This is a genomic window from Cytobacillus oceanisediminis 2691, assembly GCF_007678455.1.
GTDB lineage: Bacteria > Bacillota > Bacilli > Bacillales > Cytobacillaceae > Mesobacillus > Mesobacillus oceanisediminis_A.
Window position 1 is genome coordinate 436,820 of the sequence record NZ_VEEP01000001.1, and the last position, 17,047, is coordinate 453,866.

A 17,047-nucleotide genomic window follows, 5' to 3' on the forward strand; every position below is an offset into this window, starting at 1 on the left:
AAATACCAACCTATCTCCAAATTTTCTCTACTATACTAGCAAACATACATGGAAAAAAGAAGTGCCATTTTAGGGAAGGAATTCATTTTTGTGTTTCTTGTTCATGACTCTGGGGAAGAGAAAGGAAAAGTATGACTTGTCCTTTCGGTAAAAGAGGTGTTGTTGATGAAATATTATGATATGAGAATGGAAATAATGTTCATACCCATGAAAAATGGCTATTTAAAAGTTTTTGTTTCCGGTTTTGACCGTTTAGGAACTTGGGGGAACTCAATCGCTGTCTTTAATGGGGTGTCGGCAACAGCAAAAGGTTTTAATAAGAAGAGGACAATCGTCCATTCTATTGCCAAACTTCATAAATCGCTTGAGAGGAAGAGCGGAGGGAAATAAAAGAGAAAGGCCGGAAGGAATCCAGCCTTTATCGATTTTTTAACGGTAACTGACTGCTCTTGATTGCATCGCTTTCCATGTTTCAATAAAACGCTGCTTGTTAACAGGCACTTGTTTTCGGCCTGAAAGAGGGTCGTTCAGATAGACAGTCGTGTCATTGAAACCAACAAGGACGACTGCGTGTAAGTCGAGTGGCGTTTTTATGACTTCGTTGCCATGTGTCCATGATTCCCAGCGATCCGGAAGACGATAGTCACCTGTCGTCCACACGACGGCTGGATAACCGGAAGCTACATGATTCAGAACAGTCTCAAAGTTTTTGCCGGTCAAATTCACGGCCCGGCCTGGGAGATAATTGTTGATCAACTCTTCCATAGGCCTATCAAAAACTGCATACCCTGCGCGTTTCCCTGTCATATCTCCAACAAAGCCATCAGCTGGATCGCCCCAGCTTATGATATCCCCATTTGCAGAACGCTTCAGTGGATCATTATCTTTTTTAATCTCATTGAAAAGCTTCATTTTATTCGTTTCAGCCCCGGCATACTTCAGCATCATGGCCAGGCTGGTTACTTCACACCCATATTTTAATTCTGGATTTTGTATAATCAAGGGTACATTCATCATTATCTGTTTGTCACGCTGATGCTGTACTTTTGGTTTTTGTTCTGGTTTCGGGACCGCCAGTTCCTGAATCTGTTCAGGAACTTCCTTGATAACGATTGGTTCATGGTCTGTCTTGAGGGTCTTGATTTGGTTTTCGGCGGGCGAGCCGTGACTGCATCCAAGCAATGGAAGAATAATGCCGATGAAATGCCACGGTTTCATGTCATCATCCTTCCATAAGCTCTGCTTTTATCTTTGGCCATCTGGAGGCTTTTATGACTTGTGGAAAATGGAAACAGTGTAACTGAGGGATTTATCATATTGTGGTAAAATCGTTCATATCAAAGTAATGGAATAGAAAATGCGCAAATTTTGAAGGGAGGTTTGAGTTTTTTGGATGCTCTTGATATATTAACCGACCTTGAGCACGTTGTACCATACTTTCAGCCGATTTTTAATGCGGAAGAACATAAAATCATGGGGTACGAAATTTTAGGCCGTTATGTAGGCAAAAACGAAGAAATAAGTCTTGGGTCTTTTTTTGATGATGACACGATACCGGAAGAATATCGGATTGAAGTAGAGAATGCTGTACTTAGCAAAGCTCTTGAAATAGCTTCTAGTGCATGCGAGGAGGATCTGTTGTGGTTTGTTAACAGGGATGCGGCATTATTGATGATGGACGATGGGGAAGGTTTTTTGCAATTGATTCTGTCTTACCAGGATAAAGGTGTTCGTCCAGATCATATTGTCCTTGAAATATCTGATCGCCATGTCCAAAGCCATATCGAGCATCTTATCAATTATTATAAATCTTACGGAATAAAAATCGCGATGGATAAAGTAGGCAGCGAAAGCAGTTATTTAAACCGTATAGCAGGCATAGAACCCGAAATACTAAAAATTGATATGTCCTCACTCCGATCCAATAACGGCGGACCAGCTTACCTGGATGTTCTACATTCCTTATCCATCCTCGCCCGTAAAATTGGCGCCGCGATATTGTTTGAAAACATTGAAACACCATACCAGCTGCAATTTGCCTGGAAGAACGGCGGCAGGTTCTATCAAGGATTTTACTTAAAAAGACCTGATCATGGATTAGTGGACAAAGAGATCCTCAAGGATAAGCTGAAGGGCGAAATCCACGGGTTTATTTTATCCGAGAAGAAACGGCTTCAGTCATTCTATGATTTGCGGTTAGAATTGAACAGCAGGTTTCAGGAATTGATCAGCAAGTATAAAAAAGAACAGAATCCAAGTGAGTTACTGATGGCTCTCGGTGATCGTATGGATGGAATTGCGTTCCGCATGTATGTATGTGATGAAGACGGATTCCAGCTATCACCTAATCTTTATAAAGCAGGGAATGAGTGGCTTTTGCAGCCGGAATACGAAAATAAGAACTGGAGCTGGCGCCCATATTTTCTTGAGAATATCATCCGGATGAGAGGCGGAAAAAAAGGGATCCTGTCAGATCGTTACAGTGACATAGAAACCGGAGAAGTCATAAGGACTTTTTCGCTTCCATTGAACGAAAAGGAGTTTCTGTTCGTTGACTTAAGTGCATCTTTTTTACATGTAAGGGAAGGATTATTTTGACAGGGGATCGGCGAATAGGAAAGCGGATTAAGCACAATTTATATATACAGCCTTCTATAAAGGGGGGAATTATATGAGTATCTATACAACAATGCTTTTACTAGCAGGTGCGGGAGTGCTGGCTGGCGGTCTGTTCTATACCTGGGCATTAGGCAAGGGACAGAAAAGAGCGCAGGGAAATCTCGATTCCCAGGTTCCAGGCGCGGTCCAGGAGCACGCATATATCCGCAATCCAATCTTTTTAACCTATATCATTGTCCTTTCAATTGCCCTGTTGTTCATCGTTTATTTTGCGGTGACCACAGCCAGGTATTAACCTCCAAGTTTGGGGGTTATTTTTTTGCCCTGATAAACCAACAATTTTTTCAATATTTGCGTTAGTTCGAGCCAGTATAGGGTAATTTGAGAATAAGAAGCCGCTTTTTATGTCAGATGCTGAAGTTATTTTACGAAAAAATTTCATAATCATATAGGGTAAATCTTGGTAATATTGTATGTATTAGTCATCAAGAAAGAGGTGGAGAAAATGGACAAGCGTTCTAAGCTATTATCTCTATTATTTGGATTTTTTGTTTTGTTCGTCCCGGCCAATGCATATGCACAATCAGATCTGCATGGCAGGGAAGAAGTTTTCGAATTCCTCGGGAAAGCTTTTGATTCACAGGTCTCGTTAAGTGAAAAAGGGAGGACGATGGAGGAAATTGACAGCATCCTTGACCCTTATTTTACAGATGCGTACAAGTCAGGATTCATTGATGAGAACGTTGTCGGCCAGGAAAATGATTTCCAGACATATGGGACCGACTTAGCACCATATTATATCCCATTTTATGCATTTTCCGATAAAACAAAAGTGGTGGAATCTGAAGATGAAATTTACGTTGTCGAATTTTTTCCGTCTGCTGAGGAAGGACCTGTAAACTATGAGGATCATTATGAAGGATTGAAGCTCATTAAAGAAAAGGATGGATGGAAGGTTGCTGAATATTTGTATGATCAGGTGCCCGAGGAAGTAATCAAACAGGCATATCCTGAAAAAATGAAAGATCAGCAGGCTGCTAAACCAGAAAGTGAAGATAAGCCGTTCATTGGTGAAATCGTTTTTGGACCAAATTTCTCGACATTGAAAACATTCATGGAATTAGGAGTGGTATTCCGGAGCGAAAACAGGACCATTTTAGTTGGGCTATTATAAAGGTGGAAGAGGTGCACTCGAGGGCACCTCTTCTTTTATGGTTTTTTTCGCAAGCATTATGAATCAAAGGTAACCGACTTTAATCTTTTATATCCAGGACTTTTTTTAACCGCTCCAGATCGAACCCTGTGATGACTTCTTCACCTATGACGATCGTAGGGGTTGAGTAGGAGTTGTAAGTCTGTGTCAGCTCCTGTCTGCTGCTGTCATCTTCATTGATGTTCTTCTCGGTAAAAGAAAAACCGAATTCAGTCAGGAACATTTTAATGATCTTGCAGGGAGGGCAATCATTTTGTGTATACACGATGATGTCATTCATATTAATGGCTTCCTCCGTTCAGTTTTGTTAAATAATGTGCCAGTCCCATCGCACTTACATTGATGTCAAGGTAGAGCAGCTCGTAGATCGGATGGCTGTCAGCCAGACCTTGCTGTTTTAAATGGGTACGTATTTTATCATAAATGTTTTTTGTTATATTTTCGACTAGCTTTTCACGTTGATTTTTATCTGAAAAAGCCAATTCTGCTTCCTGAATGAATATTTCAAGCCAATGCTCAACCTGCCTGAAAGCTTCAGCGGGTCTTTCCGACATGCCATAATGACCAAAATAGATTCTTTCGATACCCAATTCCTTATATTTTTTCATGGATTCAAGCATTTTTCCCGGATCGAATTGATTTGGCGATGTGGTGGGAAGGTAGAATTCAATTCCTTCACGGTAAAGCTGCGGATAAAAGATCCCGGCAGTATCACCTGAAAAAATCCCTTTTGTTAAAGGATGATAAACGCTCAGGTGGTGATTGGCATGGCCGGGAGTATCCAGAAACTCAAGCGTCAGCTTCTCGCTGATTTTCAGTGTATCGCCCTCTCCTTTGACGAGCAAACGATCCTCCGGTACCTCAACAATCGGATCGAACAGGTCGGAAAACTTTTTGCCATAAACCGCTTTTGCTCCCTGAATCAGTCTGGAAGGATCGGCGAGATGTCTGGCACCCTTAGGATGAACGATGACTTTTGCATTTGGACAGTGTTTGAGCATCAAACCTGCACCGCCAGCATGGTCGAGGTGAATATGCGTAACGATTATGTATGATATATCTGCCGGGGATATTCCGAGTGTGTTCAAGCCTTCAAGGATATAGGGAATGGATGGACTCGCGGAAGTTTCGATAATGGTAACCTTGGCCTCTGTCAATACATAGGTTCCTGTACGTTCTTCCATCTTGAGATCATAATCATCAATAAGATAGACATTTTGTGATATTTGTACGGGCTTTTTCAAAAAATCCCTCCTTTTCTTAGAGCTTTTACTTGTACATCGTCTGACAATATTTTATTCTGTTAATATTGACATGTAAAGAATTATGTATAGAAAATTCTGAAATCATTTTTACATGGATATAAATAGGCCAATTGCAAAATCTATTGATAAGTTATTGGTTTTTGTCTTGAAAGGAGAGGGAGCAATGTCACAGCTTCAAGGAATCATCACCCGTTTAAAGAATCTGCAAGAGCAGTCTAATGGAGGGGAGCCATCCCAGCGCTTTTTTGAAGTGAATGGGGAGCGTAAATGCCAGGTTACATACCATCCAAAAACGGAAACATATGAACTGGAAGTTTACAACGACAAGGAAAAGCCGAAGAAATACCAGTTCGATAACATCGACATGATTACGATTGAGATCTTTGACCTTATTCAGTAATCAAAGATCCATAACAAAAGGGCCTCATTTTGTGGTCCTTTTTTGTTCTTTAGGAAATAATAAAAACAATTAGGTGTGGATAACAGCAAGCTCCAACGCTTTGAAAGAGGCGCTTGCGCTTTTTGTTATTCTTTGGAGCAAACTAAATAAAAGCACCACCATATAATTTATGATAAAATGAAATGGAAAGAAATCCATTTTAGGGAGTTTTCGCCATGATTAGTCTTTACAGCGGTGAATTTCTGGGATTATCGGTTAAGGATCTGATGATTCCTTCTGAACGTGTAGCCCACGTCCAAGTCGGCAATAGTCTTGAGCACGCCCTCCTTGTCTTGACAAAGAGCGGATATACAGCAATTCCTGTACTGGATCCACATTATCGTTTAATGGGTTTGATTAGTACACCTATCATTATGGATTCCATCCTCGGACTCGAGAGAATTGAATTTGAGCAGCTTGATACTAAAAAAGTTGAAACCGCGATGAACACAGAAATCCCCAGGATCAATATCCATTCCGATTTACAATCTTCCCTTGATCTGCTGGTAGATTATCCGTTTCTATGTATAGAAGATGAATCAGGGATTTTTGAAGGAATTCTGACAAGACGGACCGTTTTGCAGAAATTGACGAACGAAGTAAAAAGAATGAATAAAAAATAGTGCATGAGGCAGCTCCCGGATACGGGAGCTGAATTTTTTACTTTTCGAGGTGTAAGTATGGGACAAGCTGAACAAAAGCCTGTGAAAAAAGAAACGAAACGGCCATATGTCCTGGCAACAGTCATGCTCGCCATGTTCATGGGAGCCGTGGAAGGGACTATAGTGTCAACCGCGATGCCGGCCATTGTCGGGGATCTTGGCGGGTTTGCATTATACAGCTGGGTTTTCTCAGCATATTTGCTGATGAATGCTGTTACGGTCCTTATCTATGGGAAACTTTCTGATTTATTTGGAAGGAAGCCAATACTGACTTTTGGTATCATTGTGTTCCTGATTGGATCCATCCTGTCCGGTACGGCAGAAACGATGGAGATGTTGATCTTATACCGTTTCATCCAGGGTTTTGGCGCAGGCGCTGTCATGCCGATTGCCACAACAATTGTCGGGGACATTTATTCCAGGGAGGAACGGGCAAAGGTACAGGGCTATCTCTCGAGTGTCTGGGGAATCTCAGCTGTATCAGGCCCGGCACTCGGAGGCCTCCTTGTGGAATATGCAAGCTGGAGATATGTTTTTTGGATCAATGTTCCGCTTGGTATACTCGCAATCGCGGGTCTATGGTTATACCTTCATGAAAATATCGAGAAAAAGAAGCATAAAGTTGATTATCCGGGTGCTATCCTGCTGACAATCTCTATTAGTTCCTTGATGATTGTCCTTGTAGAAGCTGGAGCGAACTGGGCCTGGACTTCACCGAAAACAATCGGTCTCATCAGCCTGAGCGTCCTTGGATTCATTTTCTTCATTCTTCAAGAGAAAAGGGCAGAAGAGCCTATGATGCCGTTTAATATTTGGCGGGAACAATCCATTTTCATTGCCAATATGACCTCATTGACTACAGGCGTCATGCTGATTGGCATATCAAGCTTTTTACCGGCATTCGTACAGGGTGTCATGGAGAGGTCCCCGATCGTAGCAGGCTTCACCCTGACGGCAATGTCGATTGGCTGGCCAATTGCTTCAGCAGCCAGCGGGAGGCTGTTACTGAGTATCGGATACCGCAAAACTTCCCTTTTTGGCGGAGCATCCCTGATCCTGGGCAGCATTCTGTTTGTCACTTTGACACCTGAGGCAGGTCCGTTATGGGCTGCAGCAGGGTCGTTTTTCGTCGGAGTAGGGATGGGACTGACAAGCACGGCATTCATTGTTTCTATTCAAAGTACGGTCGCCTGGCAGCAGAGAGGAATCGCTACCGCCGCAAATATGTTCATGAGGAACCTTGGCAATACCGTTGGTGCAGCACTGCTCGGCGGAGTTCTCAACAGCAGCATCCTCAGCTATATGAAAAAGCATGGAGCAGAAGACCAGGATCTTTCGATAGATGCAGCAAATGTGCTGCTCAATGAGGCGCAACGCCAAAAGCTTTCTGCTGGCATGAAAACGATCCTTCAGGACGCACTGACAAATGCACTGCATTCTGTCTATATTGTCGTGTTCATATTCGCAGTCGTCAGCTTGCTGTTCATCTTATTTCTGCCAAAAGAAGAAAAAACTGCAGATTGAAGCTTCTGCAGTTTTTGTTTATAAAGTCTGTTTTCGTAAAGATTGTTGTTAAAATCTTAAAGCCGATTTTAACGTGCTATAAAGCCATTTTGCAGTTCGTTTTTAAGTATGCAAGCTCTTTTCTGATTATAAGCATGTATTTAAATGAAAACTAGGTCATTCAATCCCATATTGTGGTCAATAGCAACAAAGTATTAGAAAAGAGCCTTATAAAATAATCGATGAGAATGGTACTATATAGTTGAAAAACATTTAAAGAGGGTAAGCGATGTCATCAATTTCGGAATTTCATTTATTGTCAGTGCTTGCACAGGAGATGAATATGAGGAAGGCAGCGGAGAGACTGTTTGTCTCACAGCCAGCCTTGTCCCAGCGTCTTCAATCAATTGAGAAGGATTGGGGCACCAAGCTTTTCCTTCGCTCCCAGAAGGGGCTTACTTTAACTCCTGCAGGAGAGGTCGTCCTTCAATTTGTCAATGAGACCATCGCCAGGGAAGAAAAAGCGAGAGAAACGATCCATGCATTAAACTCAGAAGTGTATGGAACCCTTAAAATAGCTGTCGCTTCAATTGTCGGGCAAAATTGGCTGCCACAGGTGTTGAAGAAATATGTAAGCCGTTATCCACAGGCGAAAATCTCGCTCGTGACGGGCTGGAGCAGTGAAATATCCAAGGCGCTTTATGAGGACCAGGTCCACATCGGCATTATCAGGGGAACACCAGACTGGAAGGGTGTCAAAATCCACCTTTTCAAAGACAGCCTTTACCTGGTTGACACAGAAATCACAAGTCCGGAGCAAGTCCTGGATACAGACCGGCCGTTCATCCAGTTTAAAAGTGATTCGAATTACTATCAGGAAATCCAGGATTGGTGGCTGCGGCAATTCCAGACAGCGCCTAAAAGAACAATCATTGTCGACCAGATTGAAACTTGTAAACAAATGACCTTCAATGGGATTGGCTACGCCATCCTCCCGGCAATTACACTCAATGGGGCTGAAAAGGATATCTTCAAAGTACCGCTTCATGACGAAAACAATGAACCATTAGGAAGGGACACCTGGCTCCTTGGCTACGAATCAGCCTTCCAGTTAAAGCAGGTTCAGGCCTTTATTGAAATCGTCAAGGAACACATAGTCGATTCAAAGAAAAACGATAATTAGTTTTTCTTGTTTTAAAAACTTTTGTTTGTTAAAGTAATTTTTAGAAAAGGCTGTTTTCATTCGATTGCTTTAGTACATTAGCAAGGCGTCGACAAGAAGAGCCTGTGACAACACATACATAATTGGAGGTAAAGTCTATGAAAATGATGGATGCGAACGAAATTATTTCGTTCATTCAAAATAGCAAAAAAGCGACACCGGTAAAGGTTTATATCAAAGGTGATCTTGAGGGTATTAATTTCGGAGAGAACTCAAAGACATTCTTTTCCGGAAACACGGGTGTCATTTTTGGCGAATGGGCTGAAATCAATCAGGCACTTGAAGCGAACCAGGCAAAAATCGAAGAGTATGTCGTGGAAAACGACCGCAGGAATTCTGCCATTCCATTGCTGGATATGAAGAATATCAAAGCTCGCATTGAACCAGGCGCGATCATCAGGGACCAGGTGGAAATCGGTGACAACGCTGTAATCATGATGGGAGCGTCCATCAATATCGGTGCTGTTATTGGTGAAGGCACGATGATTGATATGAACGTCGTTCTGGGCGGGCGTGCAACAGTCGGAAAGAACTGCCATATCGGTGCAGGCTCCGTACTTGCGGGTGTCATTGAGCCACCTTCAGCAAAGCCAGTCGTGGTTGAGGACGACGTCGTCATCGGTGCTAACGCAGTAGTCCTTGAAGGGGTAACAGTAGGAAAAGGAGCTGTTGTAGCTGCAGGCGCTATTGTCATTGACGATGTGCCTCCATACACAGTTGTTGCTGGAACACCAGCACGCGTCATTAAGGAAATTGACGAAAAAACGAAATCAAAAACTGAAATCAAGCAGGAACTTCGCCAGCTTTAATAGCAAGCATGATAGAAAGCGTGGATAATTGGTCCGCGCTTTCTTTTATAAGGAGAGAACGATATGAATTGGGACACATTCATTAAAATTAGAAGAGATTTGCATCAGATTCCTGAACTTGGTTTCAAGGAGTTCAAGACGCAGGCTTATCTACTTGATTATCTGAAGAATCTTCCCCTTGACCGGATTGTAGTAAAGACTTGGAAAACGGGTATATTTGTCAAAATCCAAGGGACGAATCCCAAAAAAACAATCGGATACAGGGCAGATATCGATGGACTGCCGATCTCAGAAGCAACAGGACTGGAATTCCAATCCCTTCATCAAGGCCAAATGCACGCTTGCGGCCATGACTTCCATATGACAATCGCCCTTGGGCTGATAACTTACTTTGTCGAGAACCCAATTGATGATCATTTACTGTTTATTTTCCAGCCGGCGGAAGAAGGTCCGGGTGGCGCTGAACCAATGCTGAAGACAAATATCATGCAGGAATGGAAACCAGATTTGATCATTGCCTTGCACATTGCCCCTGAATATCCAGTGGGAACAATTGCAACAAGGGAAGGGCTGTTGTTTGCCAATACATCTGAGTTGTTCATTGACCTTGAGGGGAAAGGGGGACATGCTGCATATCCTCATCAAACCAATGATATGGTTGTCGCTGCATGTGCACTTGTGAACCAGCTTCAGTCGGTTGTCTCAAGAAATGTCGATCCACTTGATAGTGCGGTGGTAACAATAGGAAAAATCACCGGTGGCACCGTTCAAAACATCATTGCTGAAACAGCAAGGCTGGAGGGTACAATCCGAACGCTGTCTGTGGAATCAATGGCAAGAGTCAAGGAAAGAATCGAGGCACTTGTAAAAGGCATTGAAATTGGTTACCAATGCAAAACCTCAATTGACTATGGTGCCATGTATCACCAGGTTTATAATAATGAAGAAATAGCGCGTGACTTCATTGCCTTTGCTGAAAAAAAGGAAAACATTGAAGTGGTCGTTTGTAAGGAAGCAATGACTGGGGAAGATTTTGGCTATATGCTTAAAGAAATTCCCGGAATCATGTTCTGGCTGGGTGTAAACTCGGGCTACGGACTGCATCATTCCAGGCTGAATCCTGATGAAGAAGCGATCAAAACCGCCGTTGATTTATTAAGGGAGTATATCGAATATAAAAGTAAATAGATTGAGAATCTATCATTCCCAAAAAGAGGTGTTCGATATGAGACTGCGTCAGACTATGCCTGAAATATCAGGAGCCACTGAATGGCTGAATGGTGAGATAACGAGAGAACAGCTGGTCGGCGAAAAGCCTGCGCTGATTCACTTTTGGTCGATCAGCTGCCATCTATGCAAGGTAGCAATGCCAATGGTAAATGAACTCCGAGATACTTATAATGACAAACTGAATGTGATGTCTGTCCATATGCCGCGGTCAGAACAGGACATGAATATGGATGAAATCAAACAGACAGCAGCAGAGCATCAGATTACCCAGCCCATCTTCATTGACGACAATCTTAAATTGACGGATGCATTTGAAAACAAGTACGTGCCAGCTTACTACCTTTTTGACAAAAATGGCCTCTTAAGGCATTTCCAGGCTGGCGGAAGCGGTATGAAGATGCTGGAAAAGCGCCTGGTCAGAATAATTGAAGAAACATAAAATAACGAATGATGGTTGATCAACATCTTTCTTTTACGTTCGAGAACTCGGACTTTTTTCAAGGAAATCGTCATGAGAATGTTCGCTAGAACGAGTCTAACTTCCAAAGTAAATCGCCAAGGAAATGTCCGACAGAGGAATCTGTCGGACATTTTGGATTCAAGTCTTAAGGATCGCTCTGCGTCATCCTGCTCTTCTCTCTCTGATAAGGGTATCTTTCTCGGCTAATGGTACCCTTATGTTGCTTTTTTCCCTCTCATAAGGGTATCTTTCTGGGCTAAAGGCACCCTTACGTTGCTCTTCTCTCTCTCATAAGGGTATCTTTCTGGGCTAAAGGCACCCTTATGTTGCTCGTTTCTCTCTTACAAGGGTATCTTTCTGGGCTAAAGGCACCCTTATGTTGCTCGTTTCTCTCTTACAAGGGTATCTTTCTGGGCTAAAGGCACCCTTATGTTGCTCTTCTCTCTCTCATAAGGGTATCTTTCTCGGCTAAAGGCACCCTTATGTTGCTCTTTTCTCTCTGATAAGGGTATCTTTCTGGGCTAAAGGCACCCTTATGTTGCTCTTTTCTCTCTGATAAGGGTATCTTTCTCGGCTAATGGTACCCTTATGTTTCTCTTTTCCCTCTCATAAGGGTATCTTTCTCGGCTAAAGGCACCCTTATGTTGCTCTTTTCCCTCTCATAAGGGTATCTTTCTTGTCTAATGGTACCCTTATGTTGCTATGTTTTTCTCACTTACTCAACCACAAAAGAAGTAAATCCACCAATTTTTCTACCTATAAAGTCAGATAATTCCCATATACAAAAAAATAAAAAAATTCTTAAAAAAAGCTGGAAAAATATTTCGAAACTCGATATATTAATGTATACGTGCCTTTTCTTTTTGTTAAGCTTTTCCAAAGGAGGGAAATGAATGGAGACATTCAAAAAACTGAAGGAGTATTATTGGCCTTACAAAAATTACTTTATATGGTCGATTTTATTTATGTTGATCGTAACAGCAATTACTGTAGTGTATCCTATGATTCTTCAGCTTACGATTGACGAAGCCGTCATTGGCGGAAGGTATGAGATGATTCCGGTTCTGGCAGCTGGTTTCGTGGGATTCATGATCGTTAAAGGGGTTTGTACTTATATTTATCAATATACAGGGGACCTTTTCGGAATCCACTCTGTATATAAACTTAGGAATTCGCTTTATGAAAAGCTTCAATTTCTTTCCTTCCGATATTATGACAATGCGAAGACAGGGGATCTGATGTCGAGGCTGACGGCTGATGTAGAAGGATTCCGCTTTTTTCTGAGCTTCGGGTTCTCCGAATTGATTCGTTTTGTTCTTTTAATCGGCATAAGTTTCTCCGTGATGTTCTATTATTCCATCCCGCTGACTCTGGTGACACTTGCGACCCTTCCTTTTCTTGCAGTGGTCGTATATAAGTTTGACAAGGCGGTACATCCAGCTTTCAGGGGAATTCGTAAATCATTTGGTAAATTGAATACGAAGGTCCAGGAAAATATCAGCGGAATCAACACGGTAAAATCACTGTCGCGTGAAGATTATGAGATTGGAAGATTCAATGATTCGAACGGCAATTATAAGGATCAATATTTATTTACATCTGAAATCTGGGCGAAGTATTTTCCGCTCATGGAGTTTCTCGGCAATTTAAGCGTCGTCCTGTTATTGGGTTACGGTGGTTTTCTTGTCATGGACGGATCGCTCCTTCCAGGAGAACTAGTCGCATTTTACAGTCTTGTCTGGTATATTATGTGGCCGATCATGAACCTTGGATTCGTGGTGAATTTATTTTCGCAATCAAAGGCATCTGGTGAAAGATTATTGGAAATTCTTGAGGCTGACGCCGAGATTGAAGAAAAGAAGGGAGCTTTGCAGATTGAAAAGCTATCCGGAGAAGTAGAATTCGATCATGTCACACTCCGCTACGGGGATGATGAAAATGCAGCTTTATATGATATTTCCTTCAAGGCAAAGCCTGGACAGACAATTGGACTGATTGGATCGACAGGATCAGGGAAAACAAGCATAACCCAGCTGATGACAAGATTCTATGAGCCGGTTTCAGGTCAGGTTCTTATTGATGGCCAGGATATCAAGGAATATTCAGTTCGCTCACTTCGAAGCAATATTGGCATTGTCCTTCAGGAATCTTTCTTGTTTTCATCATCGATTAAAGCCAATATTTCCTATGGTAACCCGGATGCGACAATGGATGAAATCATTGCAGCTGGCAAAAGGGCCCAGGCGCATAGTTTCATCATGGAACTTCCGGATCAATATGATACGATTCTTGGTGAAAGAGGCATGGGACTATCCGGAGGCCAGAAACAGAGAATCGCCATCGCGAGGGCAATTTGCGTCAATCCAAGTATTTTAATCCTGGATGATGCGACAAGTGCGGTTGATATGGAAACCGAGTTCAAGATCCAGCAAGCATTACTGGAAGTCATGAAGGGACGGACGACATTCATCATCGCACACCGCATATCCTCTCTCAAACATGCAGATGAAATTCTTGTACTCGAAAATGGATCTATTGCCGAGCGCGGGACACATGAGCAATTGATCCAGAATGGCGGAACATATCAAAAGATTTATGATATCCAGTTCAAAGACCGTCAAAAGGTGATACAAACTGGCTGATATCCTGAGTCACAATCCGTCAATCGCTAATAACCAAGAATGCAGGGGGGAAGGTTTTTGAGCAGGAAAAATAATTCTCAAGTGCTAAAAAGATTTCACTATTCTACAGACCAGATTATCGATAAGCCTTTTAACTGGAAACAGATGCTAAGGCTTTTCAGCTATATGATGCCGTATAAAAGGACACTTGTGCCGCTGTCGATTGCGATGGTATTGATCACGACAGCGGTAAGGCTTGTGATTCCGATCTTGATTGGGATCTACACACTTGACAGGGCAGTGAAAAACAAGGATGAAACGATGCTGTTTTGGCTTGTCGCTATCATCGGAGGCCTATATACCGCCTCTTATATCGCAAATATTTTCAGGATTCGCTGGATGAATCAACTGGGCCAAAATGTCATTTATGATTTGCGCAAACACTTGTTCACCCATGTGCAGAATCTTTCCCACCGATTTTTTGACCAGCGTTCGGCTGGTTCAATACTGGTAAGGATCATGAATGACATCACTTCCCTTCAGGAATTGTTCACTAATGGTGTCATCAACCTGTTGATGGATATGGTCCTCCTGATCGGGATCTTCTTTATCCTGTTCTCGCTGAGTCCACAGTTAACATTGGCAATCATGATCATCTTGCCAATTATGTTCCTGATCTCCACGAAGCTGAGAAAGAATATCAGGCGCTCATGGCAGGATGTACGAATGAAGCAATCAAAGCTGAATTCCCACTTGAATGAAAGCATTCAGGGGATAAGGGTTACACAATCATTTACGCAGGAAAATGAAAATATGGCCTTCTTTGATGGTGTAAATGATGAGACCTTCCAAAGCTGGAAGTCTGCTTCACAGAAAAATGCCATGTTCCGTCCAATGGTGGAATTGACAAATGCCCTTGGGACCGCAGTGCTGATCTGGTATGGAGCAAGCCTGATCCAAAATGATACTATCTCCATCGGTGTATTTGTTTCGTTTGCCTTTTATCTAGGGATGTTTTGGGAGCCGATATCAAGATTGGGGCAGGTGTATAACCAGCTGCTGATGGGGATGGCATCCTCGGAACGAATTTTTGAATTTCTTGATGAAAAGCCTATTGTCTCTGAAACAGATAATCCAATTGAACTGGATGACATACGTGGTGACATTAAATTTGATAAAGTAGTATTTTCTTATGACGAAAAACGGACTGCGCTAAAGGGTATCAGCCTTGAAATGCAGGCGGGCCAGACAGTGGCATTAGTGGGGCATACGGGATCAGGGAAGACGACAATAGCCAATCTGATCAGCCGGTTTTATGATCCGACATCAGGGAAGGTTTTGGTTGATGGATATGATCTGAAAGAAATTTCCATTGGCAGCCTTAGAGAACATATCAGCATCGTCTTGCAGGATACCTTCATTTTTTCGGGTACGATCTATGATAATATCCTTTTTGGCAGGCCGGATGCCACCGAAGAAGAAGTCATGGCAGCTGCTGAAGCGGTAGGGGCAGCGGATTTCATCGCCAAACTGCCGAATGGCTATAAAACAGAGGTTGAAGAACGTGGAAATATCCTTTCAGTGGGAGAACGCCAGCTCCTATCCTTCGCAAGAGCATTGCTTGCAAATCCCCGTATCCTGATCATGGATGAAGCGACTGCAAGCATCGATACGGAAACAGAAGTGAAAATCCAGAAAGCCCTCAAGACACTGTTAAAAGGCAGGACAGCAATCATCATTGCTCACCGATTGTCAACCATCAGGGAAGCGGATAATATTTTCGTGCTGGAAAATGGTTTGATCATTGAGCGGGGAAATCATGACCAGCTGATGGAGCTTCAGGGAGAATATCATGATCTTGTAAAAGCACAATTCAATATGCTGGATGCGGGATAGAAAGTCTTCTTTGTGAAGGCTTTCTTTTTTTATTTTGTAACATATTTACAAAAAGGCCGTCTATTACATAAAGATAAAAATTTAGGGGGCTATCCATTGTTGAAAAGAAACTTGCTTATGTTTATTTCGTTATTATTTTTGCTAGCTGGCTGCAGTGGGGGAGAATCTTCCAGTGAAAAAAGTGAAATGAACAATGCGGAAGACGCTAAGTCTGCCGAAACGGAAAATGTCAGCGAGGACAGGGTCAGCTTTTCAGCAAAAGGAGAACAGGACCGTGCTGCCGGGAATAAATCCGAAACAGAGAATCAAGACGGTGTATCAGAAAAGAACACTGTTGCCCAGCGGATGGTCATATTCAATGCTGAAATGGATATTACTGTGAAAAACTTTGAAAATGCGCGTAATTCACTCGAAGAGAAGGCACAAAGCTACAATGGATATATTGTTCAATCTGATTCTAACCGTTATGATGATGAACAGCAAAGCGGCATGATGACGTTCAGGATTCCACAGGAGCATTTCCACGCCTTTTTGAATGATGCACAGGGACTTTCTGTTCAGGTCAATAATCGGCGCGTGAGCGGTCAGGATGTTACAGAGGAATATGTTGACCTGGAATCACGCTTGAAATCGAAAAAAGCAGTAGAAGCCAGGCTGCTTGAATTCATGAAAGATTCCCAGAAAACTGAGGACCTGTTGAAGATTTCATCAGATTTGGCCGATGTCCAGGAAGAAATCGAACAGATCGCAGGAAGGAAGAAATTCCTCGAAAATCAGACTGCATACTCGACGGTAACAATCTCTTTACAGGAAACTCTTGTAGCTGTCCCGAAAATCGATAATGAAAATCTTAACACCTGGCAGAAAATACAGAAGCAGTTTGCAGATAACATTAATATTCTGCTTGCTGCCGGGTCAGGAATCATCGTATTTTTGGTGGGCAATCTTCCCATTATCCTGATTGTTGGAACGATTGTTGCAGCAATCATTTATTTTGTACGGAAGAAGAATAAACCTGGCCAAAATAATAATATGGATTCTAATGGGTAACAGAAGCTGACTATGCTGTGATTCCTTACAAACGAACATATACTTTTCTCCGGGCTTT

The 17,047-nt window shown here is 42.4% G+C and carries 17 protein-coding genes; 14 read left to right on the forward strand and 3 right to left on the reverse strand.

All coding sequences use genetic code 11. The annotated features are described in order from the left end of the window. The first annotated feature begins 165 nt into the window (after positions 1–165). Positions 166–390, forward strand: coding sequence for a hypothetical protein (locus tag FS736_RS02155; protein WP_144474706.1), 225 nt, complete (start codon positions 166–168; stop codon positions 388–390). 39 nt (positions 391–429) lie between these two features. Here the strand turns inward: FS736_RS02155 and FS736_RS02160 are convergent, their stop codons facing one another. Further along, a complete protein-coding gene (locus FS736_RS02160) occupies positions 430–1,218 on the reverse strand; it encodes a C39 family peptidase (protein ID WP_144474707.1) in 789 nt (262 codons plus the stop codon). Positions 1,219–1,389: 171 nt separating this feature from the next. On the opposite strand from FS736_RS02160, the gene FS736_RS02165 reads away from it, so the two are divergent. From FS736_RS02165 to FS736_RS02175, 3 genes are all read left to right on the forward strand, one after another. Next, positions 1,390–2,598, forward strand: coding sequence for an EAL domain-containing protein (locus tag FS736_RS02165; RefSeq protein WP_144474708.1), 1,209 nt, complete (start codon positions 1,390–1,392; stop codon positions 2,596–2,598). Positions 2,599–2,671: 73 nt separating this feature from the next. Continuing rightward, entirely contained in the window at positions 2,672–2,914 is a 243-nt protein-coding gene (locus FS736_RS02170) for a hypothetical protein (RefSeq protein ID WP_144474709.1), read from the forward strand. 210 nt (positions 2,915–3,124) lie between these two features. After that, entirely contained in the window at positions 3,125–3,793 is a 669-nt protein-coding gene (locus FS736_RS02175) for a DUF3993 domain-containing protein (protein WP_144474710.1), read from the forward strand. 79 nt (positions 3,794–3,872) lie between these two features. Here FS736_RS02175 and FS736_RS02180 read toward each other — a convergent pair whose 3' ends face one another. Together FS736_RS02180 and FS736_RS02185 are read right to left on the reverse strand one after the other, a co-directional pair. Continuing rightward, a complete protein-coding gene (locus FS736_RS02180; RefSeq protein ID WP_144474711.1) occupies positions 3,873–4,112 on the reverse strand; it encodes a glutaredoxin family protein in 240 nt (79 codons plus the stop codon). A 1-nt stretch (position 4,113) separates the two neighbouring features. Further along, positions 4,114–5,076, reverse strand: a complete 963-nt coding sequence (locus tag FS736_RS02185; protein ID WP_144474712.1) for an MBL fold metallo-hydrolase — start codon at positions 5,074–5,076, stop codon at positions 4,114–4,116. Between the two features lie 184 nt (positions 5,077–5,260). Between FS736_RS02185 and FS736_RS02190 the strand changes: the two genes are divergently transcribed. From FS736_RS02190 to FS736_RS02235, 10 genes are all read left to right on the forward strand, one after another. Then, entirely contained in the window at positions 5,261–5,497 is a 237-nt protein-coding gene (locus FS736_RS02190; RefSeq protein WP_079508258.1) for a YkuJ family protein, read from the forward strand. 215 nt (positions 5,498–5,712) lie between these two features. Next, positions 5,713–6,159, forward strand: coding sequence for a cyclic-di-AMP-binding protein CbpB (gene cbpB, locus FS736_RS02195; RefSeq protein ID WP_144474713.1), 447 nt, complete (start codon positions 5,713–5,715; stop codon positions 6,157–6,159). A gap of 57 nt (positions 6,160–6,216) precedes the next feature. Beyond that, the gene (locus FS736_RS02200) at positions 6,217–7,722 is read left to right on the forward strand and encodes an MDR family MFS transporter (RefSeq protein WP_144474714.1); all 1,506 of its coding nucleotides are present in this window, start codon (positions 6,217–6,219) and stop codon (positions 7,720–7,722) included. Between the two features lie 268 nt (positions 7,723–7,990). Further along, on the forward strand, positions 7,991–8,884 hold the full coding sequence (locus tag FS736_RS02205; RefSeq protein ID WP_144474715.1) for a LysR family transcriptional regulator: 894 nt from the start codon (positions 7,991–7,993) through the stop codon (positions 8,882–8,884). A gap of 137 nt (positions 8,885–9,021) precedes the next feature. Further along, positions 9,022–9,732: a 2,3,4,5-tetrahydropyridine-2,6-dicarboxylate N-acetyltransferase gene (dapD, locus tag FS736_RS02210; protein WP_144474716.1), complete on the forward strand. Its 711-nt coding sequence runs from the start codon at positions 9,022–9,024 to the stop codon at positions 9,730–9,732. A gap of 63 nt (positions 9,733–9,795) precedes the next feature. Further along, positions 9,796–10,920, forward strand: a complete 1,125-nt coding sequence (locus FS736_RS02215) for an N-acetyldiaminopimelate deacetylase (protein ID WP_144474717.1) — start codon at positions 9,796–9,798, stop codon at positions 10,918–10,920. A gap of 37 nt (positions 10,921–10,957) precedes the next feature. Continuing rightward, on the forward strand, positions 10,958–11,401 hold the full coding sequence (locus FS736_RS02220) for a TlpA family protein disulfide reductase (protein ID WP_144474718.1): 444 nt from the start codon (positions 10,958–10,960) through the stop codon (positions 11,399–11,401). A gap of 914 nt (positions 11,402–12,315) precedes the next feature. Next, on the forward strand, positions 12,316–14,064 hold the full coding sequence (locus FS736_RS02225; protein WP_144474719.1) for an ABC transporter ATP-binding protein: 1,749 nt from the start codon (positions 12,316–12,318) through the stop codon (positions 14,062–14,064). A gap of 57 nt (positions 14,065–14,121) precedes the next feature. Next, positions 14,122–15,939, forward strand: coding sequence for an ABC transporter ATP-binding protein (locus FS736_RS02230; protein ID WP_395883492.1), 1,818 nt, complete (start codon positions 14,122–14,124; stop codon positions 15,937–15,939). A gap of 96 nt (positions 15,940–16,035) precedes the next feature. After that, entirely contained in the window at positions 16,036–16,989 is a 954-nt protein-coding gene (locus FS736_RS02235) for a DUF4349 domain-containing protein (protein ID WP_260983506.1), read from the forward strand. Positions 16,990–17,047 lie beyond the last annotated feature (58 nt).